This is a genomic window from Aquisalimonas lutea (assembly GCF_030409225.1).
In the GTDB taxonomy this organism is placed as follows: Bacteria; Pseudomonadota; Gammaproteobacteria; order Nitrococcales; family Aquisalimonadaceae; genus Aquisalimonas; species Aquisalimonas lutea.
Map to the genome: position 1 here is coordinate 1,821,655 of NZ_JAUFPK010000001.1, position 19,403 is coordinate 1,841,057.

15 protein-coding genes are annotated in these 19,403 nt (G+C 69.7%); 6 read left to right on the top strand and 9 right to left on the bottom strand.

Going from position 1 to position 19,403, the window contains the following annotated elements:
- Positions 1 to 80: 80 nt before the first annotated feature.
- The 3 genes from QWY84_RS08500 to epmB all read right to left on the bottom strand — a co-directional run bounded on the left by QWY84_RS08500 (position 81) and on the right by epmB (position 4,928).
- Positions 81 to 2,162, bottom strand: a complete 2,082-nt coding sequence (locus QWY84_RS08500) for an EAL domain-containing protein (protein WP_290202151.1) — start codon at positions 2,160 to 2,162, stop codon at positions 81 to 83.
- A gap of 52 nt (positions 2,163 to 2,214) precedes the next feature.
- Positions 2,215 to 3,807 (bottom strand): cyclic-di-GMP receptor FimW-related protein, encoded by a 1,593-nt coding sequence (locus tag QWY84_RS08505; RefSeq protein ID WP_290202152.1) that lies wholly within the window; start codon positions 3,805 to 3,807, stop codon positions 2,215 to 2,217.
- 98 nt (positions 3,808 to 3,905) lie between these two features.
- Positions 3,906 to 4,928: an EF-P beta-lysylation protein EpmB gene (gene epmB / locus QWY84_RS08510; RefSeq protein WP_435372983.1), complete on the bottom strand. Its 1,023-nt coding sequence runs from the start codon at positions 4,926 to 4,928 to the stop codon at positions 3,906 to 3,908.
- A gap of 395 nt (positions 4,929 to 5,323) precedes the next feature.
- Between epmB and efp the strand changes: the two genes are divergently transcribed.
- Both efp and epmA read left to right on the top strand, forming a co-directional pair.
- Positions 5,324 to 5,893 carry an elongation factor P gene (efp, locus tag QWY84_RS08515; protein ID WP_290202154.1) on the top strand — a complete coding sequence of 190 codons (570 nt, stop codon included), beginning with the start codon at positions 5,324 to 5,326 and terminating at the stop codon, positions 5,891 to 5,893.
- Between the two features lie 247 nt (positions 5,894 to 6,140).
- Positions 6,141 to 7,103: an EF-P lysine aminoacylase EpmA gene (gene epmA, locus QWY84_RS08520; protein WP_290202155.1), complete on the top strand. Its 963-nt coding sequence runs from the start codon at positions 6,141 to 6,143 to the stop codon at positions 7,101 to 7,103.
- Between the two features lie 252 nt (positions 7,104 to 7,355).
- Here epmA and QWY84_RS08525 read toward each other — a convergent pair whose 3' ends face one another.
- The 3 genes from QWY84_RS08525 to QWY84_RS08535 form a co-directional block, all read right to left on the bottom strand.
- The gene (locus QWY84_RS08525) at positions 7,356 to 8,777 is read right to left on the bottom strand and encodes a SpoVR family protein (RefSeq protein WP_290202156.1); all 1,422 of its coding nucleotides are present in this window, start codon (positions 8,775 to 8,777) and stop codon (positions 7,356 to 7,358) included.
- Between the two features lie 66 nt (positions 8,778 to 8,843).
- Entirely contained in the window at positions 8,844 to 10,034 is a 1,191-nt protein-coding gene (locus tag QWY84_RS08530; protein WP_290202157.1) for a DUF444 family protein, read from the bottom strand.
- A gap of 45 nt (positions 10,035 to 10,079) precedes the next feature.
- The gene (locus QWY84_RS08535; protein ID WP_290202158.1) at positions 10,080 to 12,035 is read right to left on the bottom strand and encodes a PrkA family serine protein kinase; all 1,956 of its coding nucleotides are present in this window, start codon (positions 12,033 to 12,035) and stop codon (positions 10,080 to 10,082) included.
- 264 nt (positions 12,036 to 12,299) lie between these two features.
- Here QWY84_RS08535 and ligA point away from each other — a divergent pair, with 264 nt between their 5' ends.
- A complete protein-coding gene (gene ligA, locus QWY84_RS08540; protein WP_290202159.1) occupies positions 12,300 to 14,606 on the top strand; it encodes an NAD-dependent DNA ligase LigA in 2,307 nt (768 codons plus the stop codon).
- A gap of 13 nt (positions 14,607 to 14,619) precedes the next feature.
- On the opposite strand, the gene QWY84_RS08545 is transcribed toward ligA, so the two are convergent.
- The 3 genes from QWY84_RS08545 to QWY84_RS08555 are packed head-to-tail and all read right to left on the bottom strand — an operon-like array spanning position 14,620 to position 16,057.
- Positions 14,620 to 15,474, bottom strand: a complete 855-nt coding sequence (locus QWY84_RS08545; RefSeq protein ID WP_290202160.1) for a peptidylprolyl isomerase — start codon at positions 15,472 to 15,474, stop codon at positions 14,620 to 14,622.
- Positions 15,471 to 15,761, bottom strand: a complete 291-nt coding sequence (locus QWY84_RS08550) for a BolA family protein (RefSeq protein WP_290202161.1) — start codon at positions 15,759 to 15,761, stop codon at positions 15,471 to 15,473. Before QWY84_RS08550 ends, QWY84_RS08545 begins: the two co-directional genes overlap by 4 nt.
- Positions 15,758 to 16,057, bottom strand: coding sequence for a YciI family protein (locus tag QWY84_RS08555; RefSeq protein WP_290202162.1), 300 nt, complete (start codon positions 16,055 to 16,057; stop codon positions 15,758 to 15,760). Before QWY84_RS08555 ends, QWY84_RS08550 begins: the two co-directional genes overlap by 4 nt.
- Positions 16,058 to 16,249: 192 nt before the next feature.
- Here QWY84_RS08555 and QWY84_RS08560 point away from each other — a divergent pair, with 192 nt between their 5' ends.
- From QWY84_RS08560 to QWY84_RS08570, 3 genes are all read left to right on the top strand, one after another.
- Positions 16,250 to 16,876 (top strand): L-threonylcarbamoyladenylate synthase, encoded by a 627-nt coding sequence (locus QWY84_RS08560; RefSeq protein ID WP_290202163.1) that lies wholly within the window; start codon positions 16,250 to 16,252, stop codon positions 16,874 to 16,876.
- 450 nt (positions 16,877 to 17,326) lie between these two features.
- Entirely contained in the window at positions 17,327 to 18,544 is a 1,218-nt protein-coding gene (locus QWY84_RS08565; RefSeq protein WP_290202164.1) for a tryptophan--tRNA ligase, read from the top strand.
- A 15-nt stretch (positions 18,545 to 18,559) separates the two neighbouring features.
- Positions 18,560 to 19,378: a segregation and condensation protein A gene (locus tag QWY84_RS08570; RefSeq protein WP_435372974.1), complete on the top strand. Its 819-nt coding sequence runs from the start codon at positions 18,560 to 18,562 to the stop codon at positions 19,376 to 19,378.
- Positions 19,379 to 19,403: the final 25 nt, after the last annotated feature.

The window sequence follows — 19,403 nt, forward strand, 5'->3', positions numbered from 1 at the left end:
AGTGCTCAGTTTTCAGTCGCGGGCGTCTGCGCAGGCGAACTGAAAACTGAACACTGAAAACTCAGAACTGAAAACTTCCCTCACATGACCGTGCCGGTGAAGTCGTAGTCCATGGTCAGTGACGGGGCCTGGAGGAAGTGCCCCTGGACGAAGTCCACCTGGTAGCGCCAGTAGGTGGCCATGCCCATGGCATCCTCCACGTAGCCCGCGATCACCCGCTTCTTCATGGAATGGGCGTTGTCGATGATGCTCTGCACGCGTTCCTGGGTTTCCTCGTTGTCCGCCAGGTCCTGGCCCAGTGAGTGATCGAGCTTGAGGTAGTCGGCGGGCAGGTGCTTGAGGAGCTGGAACGGATTCACGCCGCTGCCGAAGTGATCCAGGGTGAAGCCGCAGCCCAGCTCCTTGAGCCCCCGGAACGTCTCGCGGGCCTCGTTGAGCTGGGTGACCGCCACCGGCTCGTTGACCTCGAAGTTGACGTTGCGGCCCTTGATGCCGTGCGCCTTCAGGCGCTCGCCGAGGAACGCCAGGAATCCCTCGTCGGACAGCGTCGGCCCGGAGATCTTGATCATCAGGGTGCGCTCCGGGTCGTTCTGAAGCCCGCGGCTCAGGGCCGCCAGGGCATGATCCACGACCCAGCGGTCCACCTGGGCCATGAGTCCCGCTTCCTCGGCCCGGGGAATGAAATCCGCGCCCCGCAGCTCTTCGCCCTCCTCGTTGCGCAGCCGCACCCGCACCTCGTACCGGGAGGTGGTGTCGCCGTTCAGCGCGGCCACCGGCATGTAGACCAGGTGGAAGGCGTCGCGCTCCAGCGCGTCCTGGAGGAAGGCCTGCCAGTGCTGGTTTCCCGCAGCGCCCTCGCTGTCATCCTCCGCCGGCAGCAGGTAGACCTGGTTGCCGCCGGCCTCCCGGGCGATCTCGCAGCCACGGTGCGCCCGGCCGACGGCCTCGCCGGCATCCCGCGCCTTCTCGCCCACCATGACGGCGCCGACGGTGCAGGTGGCGGTGACCGTGTGGCGGTCCGTCTCCACGATATGGTCCTCGACCTTCTGCCGGATCGCCTCGGCCACGGCCACGGTGTCGTGGACGCCCCGGTTGGGCAGCAGCACGGTAAACACGTCGTCGGCGAACCGGCCGGCGACCGCCCCTTCGTCCAGCTCGCCGGTGACCAGCGCCGCGACGTCGGTAATGACCTTGTCGCAGGCACTGATCCCCAGGGTCTGCCGGATGCCGTCGAGATTCTCCACCTGGATGTAGAGCAGGCCGTCGCTGCTTTCCTCGTTGCCGGCGGACTCGCGGATGCTGTGCTCCAGGCGGTCGACGAAATGGGCGCGGTGGAACAGGCCCGTGAGCAGGTCCGTCTTGCTCAGCGAGTCCAGCTGCGCTTCCAGGTCGTGCTCCGCCGACTGGTCCCGGATGAGCACCTGGGTGCACGGCTCGCCGTCCACGGTGGCCGCCGACAGGCTGACCTGCACCGGCAGCGTCTGGTCGCGGGCCACCATGCGCAGGTCCGCCTCGGGCTCGGTGCGATCGCCGCGGCTGTAGCGGCGCAGCAGGTCCTTGAAATCCTTCTGGTCCTCCGGCGCGATCATGTCCAGCAGGGGCATGCCCTCGATCTCCTCGAACGCCTCCACGCCGAACTTCTCCAGGTACGCCGGGTTGGCGTAGATGTGCATGCCTTCGTGGACGTAGGCGATGGCATCCCGGGAGCTGTCCAGGAGGGCGCTGGCGCGGCGCTCCGACTCCTTCAGGGCCTTCTCCATGCGCCGCAGCCGGCGGCGGTCCTGGAGGTGGCGGAGCTCCCGCCGCACCACCAGCTTGAGATGCTCCAGGTCTTCCTTGCTGACCAGGTCCAGGGCACCGGACTGCATGGCCTCGCGGCGCCGTGTCGGCCCGTCTTCCTCGGTGACGGCGATCAGGGGCAGGTCCCGGCCGCTTTCCTGGACGGCGTGGGCGGCGTCGGCCAGGGGCAGCTCATCCAGGTGCAGGGTGCACAGGAACAGCTCGAAGGCATGCTCCTCCAGCGCGCTGTGCAGGTCCTCGAGATCCTCCACGTGGCTTGCGCGCACCGCGTGGCCGGCATTGCGCAGCACGCTGATGAACATCTCCGCGTCGTTGAGCGACGTCTCCGCCACCAGCAGTCGGACAATGTCGTCCTGATTCATGAAGTACCGTCCTGTCTATGCGTTCGTTGCGGCCCGCCGGGACGTCCTGCGGTCATTGCGTGTCGTACCGGAAGCTCCAGCGGGCGAAGTCCGGTCGGCGTTCCATGCAGGCCTCCGGCCGGATCGGGACCAGCCCGTCCGGGGTCTCCAGCCAGATGCGCCGGCGCTGCTGGGCGGCCAGGGGCGGAACGATGAGGGTCGCCGGCACGTTCAGCCGCGACATGGCCGCCGTGTGCAGGGCGCGAAAGACCCCCGTCAGCCGGCCCTCGTCGTCTTCCGCCCGCAGCTGCACCGCGGTCGGCTCCGGTGCGATGAGCTGCACCCCTGCATCCACGCACCCCTTGTGATGGTGCCGTACCCAGCGGACAACGCCAAGCTCCCAGGGGAGCCGCTGGTCTTCCAGTACCTCCCGCACCAGCACGGGCTCGCCGACGCCGGGTGCCGAGTCCGCTTGCTGTTCCCGCAGCCGGTAGCCGTCCGGTGACCGGTCCGCCACCTCCCACGACACCACGCTGGCGGCGGCGCGGCCCTGGTCCGGGGGGTCCGGTTCGGCGGAGCGACCCGGGGAGTCGCGATTCGCCTCGGCGGGGAAGATGAGATCCCAGATGTCCGTGCTCGGCGCCTGGGCGCGCGGTACGCGGCCCTGGAACCGGGCGTGCTGCGGCGTTTCCGCGGCGCCGGCGAGCATGCGGTGGGCGGCGGTGAGCCCGGTAACCACCTCGACGCGGCCGGACGCCGCACGACGCGGGTATCGGCGTGCGGCGACGGCTGCCAGCTGCTCGTGGGCATGTTCCAGGACGCGGCGCCGACGCTCGGAGACGGGGCGCCGGCGCCAGGGCCGGCGGCGTGTGCAGGCAGCGATCTCGCGCTGCAGCCGCGCCGCCACGCCGGAGGTGTCCACGAAAACGGTGCCCGCGGCCGTGCCCGTCGCCTGGGCAAGAGGGAAGGGAGCCGCGTCGTTGTCCGGAGCGACCGCGAGTCCGCCGCCGTCCGGGCGTGTCGCGCGCAATCGCACGCGGCCGGCCCAGCGCGCGGTCTGCCGGTAGAGCTCGCGGATATCCGCGCGTGCCATGCCCCAGGGGTCGCACCCCTCCACCAGGAGCAGCTGGCGATAGCGCGTGCCCGTGCGCCGGATACCGGGCGCCAGGCCGTGGCGGTGGAGCAGCTGCCACAGGCCCGGGGGTGGTGCCGTGTGGCACGCGTGGTAGTCCTCCAGGATGACTCCCCCGTGGTGGACGATCCGCCGCGAGGCCCGTTCCCGGAGCCGCTTGCCGCCGCTGGCGTGCACCAGCCGATAGCCCCGCGCCATGGACTCATGCAAGGCCGCGGCCCGCTCCACGGCCTCGGTATGGCGCGCGGTGGCCGCGGCGCCGCCGCTACGGGGCTCGCGTAGCTGGCCGCTGATGCGGTGTACCGTGGCCTCCAGGCGGTGCAGGAGGGCGTTGCGGCGGCCCGGGCGAAGCCGGCACGTGTTGAGGGTGTCGATGCACTCCAGTAAGCGGGAGGCGGCGCCCGCCGGGTGGGCCAGCGGCAGCTCCCGGAGCCAGCGCTTGAGGGGGGCGACCCGCGTGGGTGCCGGCGCCGCGGCGGGGTCCGCGGCGCCATGGCCATCGGCGTGGATTGCTGCGAACGGTGCGCGGGTCATGGCGTCCTTGTGCTTGTCGGCCCGTCGTTCCGGCCTCGCCGGGCCTTGCCCTCCGGCGTTCAGTGTATGCACCCGCCGGCGGGAAACCAATCCCCGCGTCAGCCGTGGCGGGCGGTGGTCAGGGGCGTCTTGGCAGGGGCGCCGGCATCCTCGCGCATGAGCTGCGGTACCAGGTACCCGGGCAGTCGCGCCGCCAGGGCCGCCGCCAGCTCTCTTGCCTCGTCCTCCGGGACGAGGAAGTGCGTGGCGCCGGCGACCCGGTCCAGCTGGTGCAGGTAGTAGGGCAGCACGCCCAGGGTGAACAGCCGCTCGCTGAGCTCGCTCTGCGCGTCTGCCGTGTCGTTGATGCCGCGCAGCAGCACCGCCTGGTTCAGGAGCTGGACGCCGGCCTCGCGCAGGCGCCGGCAGGCGCTCGCGACCTCGCCGTCCAGCTCGTTGGCGTGGTTGGCATGGAGCACCATCACGGGCTGCAGGCGGGTGCCCGCCAGCCATGCGAGCAATTCGTCGTCGACCCGCTCCGGCAGGACCACCGGCAGCCGCGAATGGACCCGCAGGCGCACCAGGTGCGGAATGGCCGCCAGCTCTCCCGCCAGCGGTCCCAGGCGTCGGTCCGGCAGCGTCAGCGGGTCGCCGCCGCTGAGAATGACCTCCCTGAGCCCGCTCTGGTGGCGCAGGTAGGCGAGGGCCGGCTGCCACGCGTCGCGGGCGGCATGGGCGTCGCCGTAGGGAAAGTGCCGGCGGAAGCAGTAGCGGCAGTTGATGGCGCACGCCCCCGTGGCGACCAGCAGGGCACGCCCGTGGTACTTGTGCAGCACGCCCGGGGCCTGCTGGGCGGCGAGATCCCCCACCGGATCGGCCCCGAAGTCCGGGGCCTCGGTCTGCTCGGCGGCCAGGGGGAGTACCTGCCGCAGCAGGGGGTCGTTCGGGTCGCCCGGGCGCATGCGGCGGACGAAGCCCCGCGGCACGCGCACCGGGAAGTCCCGGTGCCCGGCCTCGGCCGCGGGCAGCAGGCCCGGGTCCAGCGCCAGCGCCTCCAGGAGCTCGGCGGGGCGCCGGAAGCCCCGGGCCAGCTCGGTCTGCCAGGCGGGAGGCGTGACGGGTTCGCGGGCGGTTGCGGACATGGGCGTCATTGTAACGTGCTCGCGGCGACCACAGGGGCGTGTATTCGCGGCAATTTTTCGTTAGCATTCGGCCGTTTCCCCGGCAAGGGAAACGCTGAACAATTCGCGCGCGCCTCTGGCCGAGCAGCGCGAGCGCAGACAAGGCGCGTTGCGCCGCGCTGTACTGGCGGTACAGTCAAGCAACGCAACGCCGGCTGCGCTCGCGCTGCTCGGCCCCGAAGGGCGCTCCACGGCGGCGTTGTGGTCTGCGTTGGCATTCTTGTAAAGGGCGACGCCATTCACGGCGAATGCCGCCTTGCCACAACGCCGCTGTGGAGCGCAGAGGCACGCGGGAATTGTTCAGCGTTTCCCAAGATCCGGACCACCGAACCCACGCACAGTCCAGCGGAGTCTCCATGGCGACGTATACGACCAACCAGTTCAAGGGCGGGCTCAAGCTCATGCTCGACGGTGAACCCTACAGCATCGTCGAGAACGAGTTCGTCAAGCCCGGCAAGGGCCAGGCGTTCAACCGGGTCAAGCTGCGCAACCTGAAGACAGGCAAGGTATTGGATCGCACCTTCAAGTCCGGGGAGTCCGTGGAGGCCGCCGACGTGCTGGAGACCGAGCTCCAGTATCTGTTCAACGACGGCGAGCACTGGTACTTCATGGACACCGAGACCTTCGACCAGGTCGCCGCCGGCAAGGCCGCCATGGGCGGTGCCGAGAAGTGGATCAAGGAGCAGGATATCTGCAACGTGACCCTCTGGAACGGCGAGCCCCTGCAGGTGGATCCGCCGTCGTTCGTGGAGCTGCAGGTCACCCAGACGGACCCCGGCGTGCGCGGCGATACCAGCAGCGGCGGCAGCAAGCCCGCCACCGTGGAGACGGGGGCCGTGGTCCGTGTGCCGCTGTTCCTGGAGGAGGGCGAGGTCATCAAGATCGACACCCGCAAGGGCGAGTACGTGGGGCGGGTGAAGGACTGAGCCCCGCCCGCGGTCCGGGCCCCCACCCGCCGCCAGCGCCCGCCGTAGGAGCGACGTAAGTCGCGACCTTCCAGGAGAGCCCGATGCCCTGAAAAGTCGCGGCTGAAGCCGCTCCTACACGGCTTCGGTACAGCCTGCTGCAGAATGCTGTGGGAGCGGCTTCAGCCGCGACCGTTGCAGAGAACAAGGTTCTCTGGAATGTCCCGACTGTCGTCGCTCCCACGCGATTCTCCAAGAGGGTTCGGTCATGAGTGAAAACTGGCGCCCCGCGGCCTCGCTGGCGACGCTGCGTGCCCGCGCGGAGCTCATGGACGCCGTCCGCCGGTTCTTCCGCGAGCGCGGCCTGCTGGAGGTGGAGACGCCGCTGCTGTCCGCGGCCGCCGGGACCGACCCGAACCTGGAACCCCTGCACACCCGCTATGAAGGGCCCGAGGCACCGTCCGACGGGCTGCTCTACCTCCACACCTCCCCGGAGTTCCCCATGAAGCGCCTGCTCGCCGCGGGCAGCGGACCCGTCTGGCAGATCAGCCGGGTGTTCCGGGGCGGCGAGCGGGGCCCGCGTCACAACCCCGAGTTCACCATGCTGGAGTGGTACCGGCCGGGCTGGGATCATCGCGCGCTGATGGTAGAGGTCGCCGAGCTGGTGGCCGCGGTGGCGGGGCCGCGCCCGGTCCGCGAGCGCACCCACGCCGAGGCGTTCGCGTCGCTGGGCGTGGATCCGCACCGCGACGATGCAGCGGCGCTGGACGCGGCCGCCCGGGCGAACGGCGTGACCCCGCCGGACGGGCTGGAACGCGATGCCCTCCTGGACCTGCTGTTCTCCCATGCCGTAGCCCCGGAGCTGGGGCACGGGCGGATCGAGTTCGTGCACGACTTTCCGGCGGAGCAGGCGGCCCTGGCCCGGGTGCGGGAGGGCGACCCGCCGGTGGCGGAGCGCTTCGAGTGCTACCTCGACGGCATGGAGATCGCCAACGGCTTCCACGAGCTCGCCGACGCGGCCGAGCAGCGGCGCCGCTTCGTGGCGGACCAGCAGCGCCGCCGCGCACGCGGCCAGCCCGTGCCGCCGGTCGACGAACGCCTGCTCGCGGCCCTGCAAGCGGGACTGCCCGACTGCGCCGGCGTCGCCCTGGGCCTGGACCGGCTGTTCATGGTGGCCCTGGGCGCGCGCCGCATCGACGAGGTGCTGGCGTTCCCGCTGGAGCGGGCGTGAATGGATACGTTCGCGCCGCTTGCCGTCTTCGGTCGTCACAAGAGGCGGCCGTAGGAGCGACGTAAGTCGCGACGTGCCAGAGAACCTTATTCTCTGCAACGGTCGCGGCTGAAGCCGCTCCCACAGCACTCTGCAGCGGGCTTTACCGAAGCCGTGTAGGAGCGGCTTTAGCCGCGACTTTCCAGGGCATCCGGTTCTCTGGAAGGTCGCGACTTATGTCGCTCCTACGGCGGCTCCCGCGATGGCCGGCGGCTACGCCTTCTCCGGGTCGGTGTCCTCCGGCTCGAGCACCTTGGTATCGCCGGCGTGATCCACGGTCTCCAGCCGGACGGGGCGGCGCCAGACCCGCTGGATGTAGTTGAGGACCTTGCGGGAGCGGTTGATGTCCAGGCCGCGGCCGTCGGTGTCGGTGTCGTGGGCCAGCTCCAGGCTGCCGTCGACGCCCATGGAGCGCACGTAGATGCGCGGCGCGCCGTAATTGAACTTGGGCCCGATGATGTTCTCGCGCAGGGCGTCGATCTCGCGGTCGCGGATGATGTAGCGCTCCTCGCCGCCGGCTCCCGGGCGGCGCGTGTAGTTGAACAGCTCCAGCTCCGCGGCCAGGTCCTCGTCCAGGTAGTTGCGGATGAAGCTGAAGTCGTCCTCGTCCCGGCGGATGGCCAGGGCTTCGTCCAGGCTGCAGTCGCGCAGGATGCGCTCCCAGATCGAGAACCCGAGGTGATAGGGGTTCACGCGCAGGGCGACGGCGTCGTCGCCGGCATACGGCCGGACCACGTCGGAGTGGGTCTTGATGGCGTCCAGGTAGACCTGGTGCGGGAGGAATTCCGCCTCGCGCAGCAGCCGCGCATGCCAGTAGCTCGCCCAGCCCTCGTTCATGATCTGGCAGGCGAACACGGGATAGAAATAGAAGGACTCCTCGCGCACAGCCAGGAAGATGTCCCGCTCCCAGCCCTCCAGCTCCGGTGCGTAGCGGGCGATGAACCACAGCAGGTCGTACTCCGGCTGCGGCGGAATGGCGGCCGGCCGCCGGCGCTGGGGCTCTTCCTCGGTCTCCTCGCCGGGGAGCTCGCTGTAGTGGCGCTGGAAGCCCTGGGGACGCGGGCGCACCCGGGGCTCCTCCATCTCGGGGAAATCGCGCCGGTTGAGCGGCTGGTTGACATCGATGTTGGCCTCCAGGGCCAGCGCGGCGTCGAGCACTGCCTCGACGCGGCGCTGACCGTGGGTCTCGATGGCGTCCTGGATGCGGCTGGCCCGCTCCGCTGCCTGCTCGACGATATGGAATCCCACCTCGCGCTGCATGCGGTCGAACAGCTGGTTGTTGCAGGAGAAATCCGCGTGGCCGAGCACGTGCGCGGTCACCAGCGTGTTCTCGGGCAGCGCGTTGTCGTCCACCAGGTAGGCGCGGTTGGGGTTGCCCGGGAAGACCACCTCGAAGATCTTCGAGTTGCCCATGCGGTGCTGGATGTACTGGTAGATGTAGCGCACGCCGAAGGACCAGTGGGGCATGCGCACCGGCAGCCCGTAGACGGCGACCTCCATCATGAACTGGTTGGGAACCAGCTCGAAGTCCACCGGGTAGAAGCTCAGCCCGTGGTCCCGGGCCAGCCCCTCGATCCGCGGGGTGTACTCGGCGAGCTGCTCGTTGCTCATCTCCGGGCCGTGCACGTGTTTCACAGTCACCTCCTGGCCTGGGGGCCGGTTACCGCTGCCCGCGACGGCCGCGCGCAGCGGTAACCGGCCCTATCCGGCCTGCTGGCTGTCGTCGCTGGTGGCCTGGCGGCGGAAGAACGCGCGGATCGCGTCCCAGATATCCTCGTTGCCGTGGACGGTATAGCTGCTCACCGGGTAGTTGCGCGCCTCCAGGGACTTGAACAATCGCCCCGTCTCCGAGCGGGCCGCCTCGAACCGGTTCTGGGGCGTCTCCACGAAGCCCATGAAGTTGACCTGGTTGCCCAGCTCCATGGCCAGGGCCTCGGCGGCGTCGCGGTCGTCGGCGAAGTTGTCGCCGTCCGAGGCGTAGAAGACGTACTGGTTGTACTGGCTGGGCTGATAGCGCTCGCTGAAGATCTCCTGGACCTTGCGGAAGCCGCTGGAGGCGACCGTGCCGCCGGTGGCGCTGATCTGAAAGAACTCTTCCTCGGTGAATTCCCAGGCCTCGTTGGTGTGGGCGACGAACACCGTCTCGATGTTGCCGTACTGCCGGCGCAGGCCCTGGCTCGCCCAGAAGAAGAACGCCTTGGCCAGCTTGCGGCGGTTGGCGTCCATGCTGGCAGAGACGTCCAGGATGAAGGCCACCACCGCGTTCATGGCCGGGCGCCGGCGCCGGGAGAGCTGGCGGTAGCGCAGGTCGTCGTCGGTGAACGGAACCGGGTCGGTCTGGACGGCGCGCCGCTTCACCGCCTCCTTGACCGTGCGCCGGCGGTCCAGGCGCGCCCGCGGGCCGCGCTTGTCCCAGCCCTCGGGGGTGAGCTCGTCGTCCTGCAGGGCGTCGGCGGTCTTGGGCTTGAGGTCCGGCAGCTCCAGCTCCTGCCAGATCCAGTCGACGATGTCGTCCACCTGGAACTCGAGGACGAACTGCATTTCGCCCTCGCCGCTGCCGCCTTCGCTGCCGCCCTGGCCCCGCCGAGGCTGGCCGCCGGTGCGGTAGACGTCACCGGGCTGGCCGCTGCCCTGGCCGACGCCGTCGTCCTCGTGGGGGTCGCGCAGGCGGAAACGGTAGTGCTCCATGAACCGCACCGGCACCTGCACCGTGCGGTCGCCCGGGCGGCTGAGGATGTCCGAGCCGGTGACCATGTCCGAGAGTTGATCGCGCACCGCCTCCCGGACCTTTTCGTTGTGCCGCAACCAGTCCCGGGCTCCGCGGGAGAAGAGATCGTACCAGCGGTTCTTGACCGCCATTCGGGATACGGGCTGCCTGTCTTCGTCGCGCATGCTGCCTCCGGGCCGTCCCCGGGGGATGTCCCGGGGGTTCGGCCGTTATTCCTGGGAGAGCAGGGTCGTGACGTAGTTCAGTGCCTCGCGGGCGCTGTGTGCGTCATACCCGTAATCGCTGACCAGCCGGTCCTCCACGGCGGAGACCTTCTTCTGGGTCTCCTCGTCGGGACGGGCGCTGGAGGTCACCAGGCGCAGCACGTCCCGGCGCTCCTGGAACAGGTACTGCTCCACCGCCTCGCGCAGGCGGGCGTGGCTGCCCAGGGTGAACTTCTCGCCGCGCTTGTACGCGCCCATGGCCTTGCGTACCACCTCCTGGCGGAAGGAATGCTTGCCGGCATCGGAGATGCTGATCTTCTCCTCGACGCCGCGGAGGAAGCGCTCGTCCGCCTCGCGTTCCTCGCCGGTGATGGGGTCCTCCACCTTGCGGCTGTCCAGGACCGCCTCCACCTCGTCCAGGTACTTCTCCAGCAGGTCCTGGGCCTCCTGCTCGAAGGAGACGAACAGCGCCTTGTGCACGTCCTCCTTGACCCAGCGGTTGTAGAAGTCCTTGCGCGCGGTGACCAGCAGGTCGATCCAGGTCTTCTTCTCCTTGCTGTCCATGCGCGCGTCGGACTCGATGGCGTCCTTGAGCGCGATGAGCACGTCCAGCGCCGTGAGGCTCTTGTTCTCGCTGCGGCTGATCGCCCCCGCCAGGGTGTTGACCACGAAGCGCGGGCTGATGCCGTCCATACCCTCGTCGGGGTTCTCGTTGCGGATCTTCTCCACCTCGGAGTAGGAGATGCCTTCGACATCCTCGCCGGCGTGCAGCCGCACCTTCTTGGTGAGATCCAGATCCGCGCGCTCCGAGGGCTTGAGCCGCGTCAGCACGGCGAACACCGCCGCCACCTTGAGGGCGTGCGGGTCCAGGTGCACCTCCTTGAACGTGGGCGTCGAGGAGGTGAGCTTGTCGTAGATCCGCGCCTCGTCCTGGTAGCGCAGCGTGTACGGCACCTGGATGATTACCATGCGATCCAGAAGGGCCTCGTTCTCCTTCTCCTGGAGGAACTTGCGGAACTCCGCCAGGTTGGTGTGGGCGACGATGGTCTCGTCCATGTGGATGAGCGGGAAGCGCGAGACCTTGATGTTCTTCTCCTGGGTCAGGGTCAGCAGCAGGTACAGGAACTCGCGCTTGACCTTGAGGATCTCGATCATCTCCAGCATGCCGCGATTGGCGGCATACACCGCACCGGACCACGACCAGGCCCGCGGATTGCCCTCGTCGCCGTACTCGGCCACCTTGGACAGGTCCACCGAGCCCACCAGGTCGGCGATGTCCGCGGTAGTCGGATCGTGGGGGGCATAGGTGCCGACACCGACGCGGCCGGCCTCGCTGATGAACACGCGCTCCACCGGTACCTGCGTGAAGTCGCCCTCGTACTCCTCGTCCAGCATGGCGCGGGTGTACGGCGACAGCTCGCCCTCGATCTCCACGCCGTAGGTATCGCGGAACTCGGCGCGCTTGCTCTGGGGAATGAGCAGCAGCGGATTCTCGTGGATGGGCGAGCCCTTGATGGCGTACATCGCCCCTTCGTCGGTGAGGCTGTACTCTTCCAGGCCGCGCTTGAGCAGCGTGACCAGGCTGGACTTGCCGCCGGAGGGTGGTCCCAGCAGCAGGAGCAGGCGGCGCCCGACCTCGGAGCCTTCGCTGGCGGCCTTGAAGTAGTTGGCCACCCGCTCCAGGGATTCGTCCATCCCGAACAGGTCGTTGGCGAACAGGTTGTAGCGGGTGACGTGCTCGCCTTCGTCCGAGCGCTCCGAGCCGTACCAGCGGATCATGTCCCACAGGTACTGGTGGCTGGTCCGCGCCAGCAAGGTGGGCGCGGTGGGGAGCACTTCCCGCAGGAATTCGCCGAACGTGCCCTCCCAGTGCTTCGCCTTGTGCGCCTTGGTGTAGTCGACCAGGGAGTCGACGAAGCGATTCGTTTCCTGCGTTTCGGGATGCTGATCCTTATTCACCATAACCGGCCCTCTGCGGAATGCTGGCAAGACAACACACCCAGGTGACCGGCCGTGGATCCTGTGCTGCTACCCGTGCCCGGGGGCCGGCCACCGGCGCTCGTGTTCATCCGGTTGGATCGGTGCTGCCGACCGTAAGTTCCGGATGACGTGCGTCCTCACTGCCATTATGGTCCTCTGCAGCGAGATTTGCTGCCCCCGGAATGAGCGCGATTTGGCAAAATTCGCTTGTCGCCGTCGAAAGAACTCGGGCTAAAGGACACGAGCATGAGCGAAGCAGGCACCGAGCAGGCCCGCAGCCGCATCGCGGCCCTGCGCGAGCAGATCGAGGAGCACAACCACCGCTACTACGTGCTCGATGAGCCGGTGCTCTCGGATGCGGACTACGACGCCCTGTTGCGCGAGCTCCAGGAGCTGGAGGCGGCGCACCCGGAGCTGGTGACCCCGGATTCGCCCACCCAGCGCGTGGGCGCGCCGCCGTCGGAAGGCTTCGGCGAGGTGGTCCACGGCCGGCCCATGCTGTCGCTGGACAACGCCTTCAGCGCCGAGGAGCTGCGGGAGTTCGACCGCCGCGTGCGTGAGCGGGCGGGGCTGGCGGACGTCCGCTACGTGGGCGAGCCCAAGCTCGACGGCCTGTCCCTGAGCCTGCGCTACGAGCAGGGGGTGCTGGTCCAGGCCGGGACGCGGGGGGACGGCCGCGTCGGCGAGGACATCACCGGCAACGTGCGCACCGTGCGCAGCGTGCCCTTGCGCCTGCGTGCCGGGCCGGTGCCGGAGCGGCTGGAGGTGCGGGGCGAGGTGGTCATCCGGCGCCAGGACTTCGAGCGCCTCAACGCCGCGCGTCTGCAGGAGGGCGAGCGCCCGTTCGCCAACCCGCGCAACGCCGCGGCCGGCAGCCTGCGCCAGCTGGATCCGCAGGTGGCGGCGCGCCGGCCGCTGACGCTGTTCGTCTTCGGCGTGGGCGAGTGCAGCATGCCGCTGGGCGATAGCCACTGGCAGGTACTGGAGCAGCTGGGCGCCTGGGGCTTCCGGATCAACCGCGAGGTGCGCCGGCTCGACGGGCTGGACGCCTGCCTCGCGTACTACGATGAGCTGCTGGCGCGCCGTGACAGCCTCGACTACGAGATCGACGGCGTGGTGTTCAAGGTCGACGACCTGCGGCTGCGGGAGCGCCTGGGCTTTACCGCCCGGGCGCCGCGCTGGGCCGTCGCGTCCAAGCTCCCTGCCCGCGAGGCCACCACCCGGGTGCGCCGCATCCTGCCCTCGGTGGGCCGTACCGGGGCCATCACCCCGGTGGCCGAGCTGGAGCCGGTGGAGGTGGGCGGCGTGACGGTCAGCCGGGCGACACTGCACAACCTCGACGAGCTGCGGCGCAAGGACGTGCGCGAGGGCGATACGGTCATGGTGCGCCGGGCCGGCGATGTCATCCCGGAGATCGTGTCCGTCAACCGCGAGGCCCGGCCAGCGGGGGCGGAGCCCTGGCAGATGCCCGAGCGCTGCCCGGTGTGCAGCGCCGAGGTGATCCGGCCGGAAGGCGAGGTGGACTATCGCTGCGTCGGCAGCCTCCAGTGCCCCGCCCAGCTGCGGGAGTCCGTCCGCCACTTCGCCTCCCGGCGGGCCCTGGATATCGAGGGCCTGGGCGAGAAGGTCGCCGAGCAGCTGGTGGACACCGGGCTGGTCCGGGAGCTGGCGGACGTCTTTCGCCTGACCAAGGAGCAGCTGCTGGCCCTGGAAGGCTTCGCCGAGGTCTCGGCGAACAACCTGCTCGCCGGTATCGACGCCCGGCGCCACGTGCCGCTGGACCGGCTGCTGTACGCCATCGGCATCCCGGGCGTGGGCGACGATACCGCACGGCTGCTGGCGGCGCAGGTGGGGGACCTGGATTTCATCCGGCGGGCGCATCCGGTCCTGTTCGCGCTGATCCCCGGCGTGGGGCGGGCCATGGGCGAGGAGATCCGCTCGTTCTTCGCCGATGAGCGCAATGCCCGCGGGCTGGACCGCCTCCTGGGCGAGATCCGGGTGACCGGGGACGAAGGCTTCGCCCCGGAGTACCTGGACACGATCACCGCCGAGGCCGTCATCGGCTCACTGGGGCTGCCGAGGATCGGCCCGACCCGGGCGCGGGAGCTGGCGCAGAAGATCGATCACCTGCCGGAGCTGGTCGCGCTGGCGCCCCAGCGGCTGCCCGTCTCGGGGGCCGAGGGCGAGCGGCTGCGGGCGGCGCTCGCGGAGCTGGAGGGCGAGTTGGCCGCCATGGACACGCTGCTGGCGGACAAGCACCTGCACTGGGCCAGCGACCGCTCCCGGGCGCGCGTGCGCGGCGGCGCGGCGCAACGCCCGCTGGCGGGCAAGACCTTCGTTCTCACCGGAACCCTCCAGGAGATGACCCGCGACGACGCCAAGGCCCGCATCGAGGCCCTGGGCGGCAAGGTCGCCGGCAGCGTCTCGGGCCGGACCGACTACGTGGTCGCCGGCGAGGCGGCGGGTTCCAAGCGGGATCGGGCGGAGCAGCTCGGCGTCACCATCCTGGATGAGGCGGCGTTCCGGCAGCTGCTGGACGGGACATCAGCGTGATCCGACGGGCCCGCTATTCGCTGTCGCTGTCGTTCTTCGGCCGGTACAGCTCGACGTCGGCGTTCTGCCGCAGGTCCCGCACGTAGGCGTTGATCCGCTCTTCGGCGAGCTCGTTGCGGAGGTGCCCGGTCATCTGCTCGAACCGCGGCGGCTCGCGCTCGCGCCGGTCCTCGAGCTTGATTACGTGATGGCCGTAGCGGGTGCGGATGGGCTCGTGGGTGTACTCGCCCACCTCCAGCTCCTTGATGGCCTCGCCGAAGGTCGCCACCATCTCGCCGGGGACCACCCAGCCCAGGTCGCCGCCCCGGGAGGCGGTGGGCCCGTGGGATCGCTCCCGCGCGAGCCGGGCGAAGTCGGCGCCGTCGTCCAGTGCCTCGATGACTTCCCGGGCTTCCTCGGCGCTGCGGAGCAGGATGTGCCGCGCATGGAATTCCTGGCTGTGCTCGCCGCTGGCCACGGCCTCGTTGAAGCGCTCGCGCATGCGATCCTCGGAGACCGCGCGGCCCTTGAGGTCCTCCAGCATGGCCTGGGCCAGGACGGCGTAGTGCATGTTGCGCATGCGGGCCCGTACCCGCGGATCGTCGGCCAGGCCGTTGCTGCGCGCATCCTGGGCGATCAGCGCCATCTCCACGAGCTCCAGCAGGAGCGTTTCGCGCTTGTCGGCGCTGATGCCGTCCAGGCTCTTGCCGGTGCGGCGCCGGACGTGCAGCTCCAGCATGGTCTCGCTGATGGGCTCGTCGTTGACCCGGGCGACGATACGGACGTCCTCGCCGCTGTCGGCCGTACTGGCGTTCTGTTCGCACGCATTCAGGGCGAGCAGGGCGGGCAGAAACAGCACCAGCCCGCATAGCCGCAGTTGCGCATTCATGCGGACGCGCCCTCGTGTTCCTGCGGTGTCAGCGCGCGGATGCTGAGGGCATGGATGGTATCCCGTCGCATGGCGTCACCCATGGCATCGTAGACCAGTCGGTGGCGCTGCAGGGGCGGGCGGCCGCTGAACGCCTCGCTGACCACCAGCACGCGGAAGTGGCCGCCGCCCTCGCGGGCGCCCGGGTGGCCGGCGTGAAGATGGCTCTCGTCGGCGACCTCCAGGTGCTCGACCGGGAGCGCCGCCTGCAGGCGCTCCCGGATCATGGCCACGCGCTCCTCGGTCATGGCAGCACCTTCTTGAAGGGTTTGACTGCGACCGACCGGTACACGCCCGCGGCCACGTACGGGTCGGCATCCGCCCACGCCCGGGCGTCCTCCAGCGACGGGAACTCGGCGATGACGACGCTGCCGGTGAACCCCGCCGGGCCCGGGTCGTCGCTGTCCACCGCCGGGTTGGGGCCGGCAAGGAGCAGGCGCCCCTCGGCCTTGAGTGCCTCCAGGCGCTCCAGGTGGGCCGCCCGGGCTTCCTTGCGGAGCGGCAGGCTGTCTTCGACATCCTCGCTGACAATCGTGTAGAGCATGGTGTGATCCGCCTTGTGTGTCCGTCTCGGGCAACAGGTGCCGAGGTTACTAACTTTTCAGCGACGATGGCCAGCGCGCGTGCGCGGACGGCGTCCCATGCCCGGGCGCGCGCTGCCGCAGCGCGCCTGTCCCGTTACAATGGACATTCGTGGACGGCATCCGTTCGATACATCGGCAACCGCGGGGGCGTCATGAGCCAGTATTTCGAGGTCCATCCCGAGACACCGCAGCCGCGACTGATGAAGCAGGCCGCGGCCATCATCCGGGAGGGCGGGGTGGTGGTCTACCCGACGGACTCGACCTACGCCCTGGGCTGCGCCATGGGCGAGAAGGGCGCGGTGGACCGGATCCGCCGGATCCGCCAGCTGGGCGACGAGCACAACTTCACGCTGCTGTGCCGGGATCTGTCGGATATCGGCGTCTACGCCAAGGTGGAGAACACGGCGTACCGGCTGCTCAAGGCGTTCACCCCCGGGCCGTATACGTTCGTCCTGCGCGCGACCAGCGAGGTGCCGCGGCGGCTGCAGCACCCGAAGCGCAAGACCATCGGCATCCGCGTGCCCGATCACGCCATCGCCCGGGCGCTGCCGGAGTACGTGGGCGAGCCCATCATGACCACCAGCCTGCTGCTGCCCGGGCAGGACATGCCGTTCCCCGAGGCGCCGGAGATCCGCGAGCGCATCGGCAAGCAGGTGGACCTGGTCATCGACGGCGGGCCCTGCGGCATGGAGCCGTCCACGGTGGTGGACCTGACCGATGAGGTCCCCGAGGTGATGCGCCGGGGCGCCGGGGATGCCACCGTCTTCGAGGAAAGCTGAGGCGGTGGTCGTGTCGGGCGAGAGGCAGCGGGGACCACGGGCAGGGCGACTAGCGGAGCCCCGTCGCGCAGGGCGTCCGGCCCCGAAGGGGTTGCTTCAGGGATGAAGCAACCGAGCGTCAGCACAGGGACGTGCTGTCGCTCGGCCAGCCCGGAGCGACGGAAAAGGCGGAGCTCCGGAGCCCTGCCCGTGGTCCCCGCTGCCTCTCGCCCGACACGACGCCGGCCAGGCTGGGGCGGGCATGTGGCCGCATTCCTGCGCCTGTCCCCTCCGGGCCGGGCGGCCTGCGCGGCGGGCCTCCGCGAGTCGCCCTACCGGACATGCCCTGCCCCAGGCCGGCCACGGGGCTTGGCGTGCCCCGCTTGTTCCGAAGTGATCATCCAAGTCTGTGCCGGCCTACGGCGAGCGGGTATGATGGCCGGCCATTGTGGTGTTTGAAAGGAGTTCGCGTTGAGTTCGCTACCGGCACGGCAGAGCCGCGTACTGTCCGGCATGCGGCCCACCGGGCGGCTGCACCTGGGGCACTATCACGGGGTGCTGAAGAACTGGATCGACCTGCAGAAGGAGCACGAGTGCTTCTTTTTCGTCGCCGACTGGCACGCCCTGACCACCCACTACGAGGAACGCGAAATCCTGGCCGGTAACGTCTGGGAGATGCTCATCGACTGGCTGGCCTGCGGTGTCGATCCCAGCCTGGCGCGGGTGTTCATCCAGTCGCGGGTGCCCGAGCACGCCGAGCTGCACCTGCTGCTGTCCATGGTCACGCCGCTGGGCTGGCTCGAGCGCGTGCCCACCTACAAGGACCAGCAGGAGCAGCTGCGCGATCGCGACCTGGCCACCTACGGCTTCCTGGGCTACCCGCTGCTGCAGTCCGCCGACATCCTCATCTACCGGGCCACCGGCGTGCCCGTGGGCGAGGACCAGGTGGCCCACGTGGAGCTGACCCGGGAGATCGCGCGGCGCTTCAACCACCAGTTCGGCCGCGAGCCCGGCTTCGAGGACAAGGCCCTGGCGGCGGCGCGGAAGATGGGCAAGAAGAACAACAAGCTCTACCTGGATCTGCGCCGCAAGTACCAGGAGCACGGCGATACCGAATCCCTGGACGTCGCCCGGGCGCTGCTGGACAACCAGCAGAACATCACCCTGGCGGACCGCGAGCGGCTGTACGGGTATCTCGACGGCAGCGGCGTGATCGTGCTCCCGGAACCCCGGGCCATGCTGACGCCGTCGCCGCGCATGCCGGGGCTTGACGGCCGCAAGATGTCCAAGTCGTACAACAACACCATCTCCCTGCGGGACGAGCCCGAGGAGGTGGAGCAGAAGATCCGCACCATGCCCACGGACCCGGCCCGGGTGCGGCGCACCGACCCGGGGGAGCCGGAGAAGTGCCCGGTGTGGGACTTCCACAAGACGTATTCGGACGCGGACACCCAGGACTGGGTGCAGCACGGCTGCCGCACCGCGGGCATCGGCTGCCTGGACTGCAAGAAGCCGGTGATCGAGGCCGTGCAGTCGGAGCTGCGGCCCATCCGCGAGCGCGCCCGCGCCTACGAGAACGACCCCGAGACCGTGCGCAGCATCGTCGCCTCCGGAGTCGAGGAGGCGCGGGACTGCGCGCGCGAGACGCTGGACGACGTCCGGCGGGTCATGGGCCTGCGCTACTGGTGATCTCCGGGAGGACGGGTGACGGAAACGGCGGATACGGACCATCTCCTGCCTGATCAGGCGGCTCCCGGGACCGCCGTGCGCGTGCGCGGCGAGCCCGTGCGGGAGCTGCCGAGGGATCTGTACATCCCGCCGGACGCCCTGGAGGTCTTCCTGGAGACCTTCGAGGGGCCGCTGGACCTGCTCCTGTACCTGATCCGCCGCCAGAACCTCAACATCCTGGACATCCCCATCGCGGCCATTACCCGCCAGTACATGGAGTACGTGGAGGTCATGAAGGAGCTGCGCCTGGAGCTGGCGGCGGAGTACCTGGTCATGGCCGCCGTGCTGGCGGAGATCAAGTCGCGGACGCTGCTGCCGCGGCCCCCGGCGGCGGAGGAGGACGAGGAGGACCCGCGGGCCGAGCTGGTGCGCCGCCTGCAGGAGTACGAGCGCTACAAGATCGCCGGCGAGAACCTGGACGCGCTGCCGCGGGAAGGGCGGGACGTGTTCCCGGCGGTGGTGGAGGCCCCGGATGCGGAGCCCGAGCGCCGCCGGCCCGAGGTGGACATGCGCGAGCTCCTGGCCGCCCTGGCCGACGTCATGACCCGGGCGGAGATGTTCACCCATCACCACGTGCAGAAAGAGGCGCTGTCGGTGCGCGAGCGCATGACCGAGACCCTGGCGCGGCTGGAAAGCGAGCGCTTCGTGACCTTCACCGAGCTGCTCAACCCGCAGGAGGGGCGGGCCGGCGTGGTCGTGGGCTTCCTGGCGGTGCTGGAGCTGATGAAGGCGCACCTGGTGGAGGTGGTCCAGGCCGAGCCGCTGGCCCCCATCCATGTCCGGGCCCGGGCCTGATGACGGCGGGCATATCCTGAGAGGC

Bases quoted from the DNA above. Each gene is read 5' to 3' on its own strand.
- QWY84_RS08535 (WP_290202158.1), bottom strand. From the start codon at position 12,035: ATGGTGAATAAGGATCAGCATCCCGAAACGCAGGAAACGAATCGCTTC.
- QWY84_RS08500 (WP_290202151.1), bottom strand. From the start codon at position 2,162: ATGAATCAGGACGACATTGTCCGACTGCTGGTGGCGGAGACGTCGCTC.
- ligA (WP_290202159.1), top strand. From the start codon at position 12,300: ATGAGCGAAGCAGGCACCGAGCAGGCCCGCAGCCGCATCGCGGCCCTG.
- epmB (WP_435372983.1), bottom strand. From the start codon at position 4,928: ATGTCCGCAACCGCCCGCGAACCCGTCACGCCTCCCGCCTGGCAGACC.
- QWY84_RS08545 (WP_290202160.1), bottom strand. From the start codon at position 15,474: ATGAATGCGCAACTGCGGCTATGCGGGCTGGTGCTGTTTCTGCCCGCC.
- QWY84_RS08550 (WP_290202161.1), bottom strand. From the start codon at position 15,761: ATGACCGAGGAGCGCGTGGCCATGATCCGGGAGCGCCTGCAGGCGGCG.
- QWY84_RS08530 (WP_290202157.1), bottom strand. From the start codon at position 10,034: ATGCGCGACGAAGACAGGCAGCCCGTATCCCGAATGGCGGTCAAGAAC.
- QWY84_RS08560 (WP_290202163.1), top strand. From the start codon at position 16,250: ATGAGCCAGTATTTCGAGGTCCATCCCGAGACACCGCAGCCGCGACTG.
- QWY84_RS08505 (WP_290202152.1), bottom strand. From the start codon at position 3,807: ATGACCCGCGCACCGTTCGCAGCAATCCACGCCGATGGCCATGGCGCC.
- epmA (WP_290202155.1), top strand. From the start codon at position 6,141: ATGAGTGAAAACTGGCGCCCCGCGGCCTCGCTGGCGACGCTGCGTGCC.
- QWY84_RS08555 (WP_290202162.1), bottom strand. From the start codon at position 16,057: ATGCTCTACACGATTGTCAGCGAGGATGTCGAAGACAGCCTGCCGCTC.
- efp (WP_290202154.1), top strand. From the start codon at position 5,324: ATGGCGACGTATACGACCAACCAGTTCAAGGGCGGGCTCAAGCTCATG.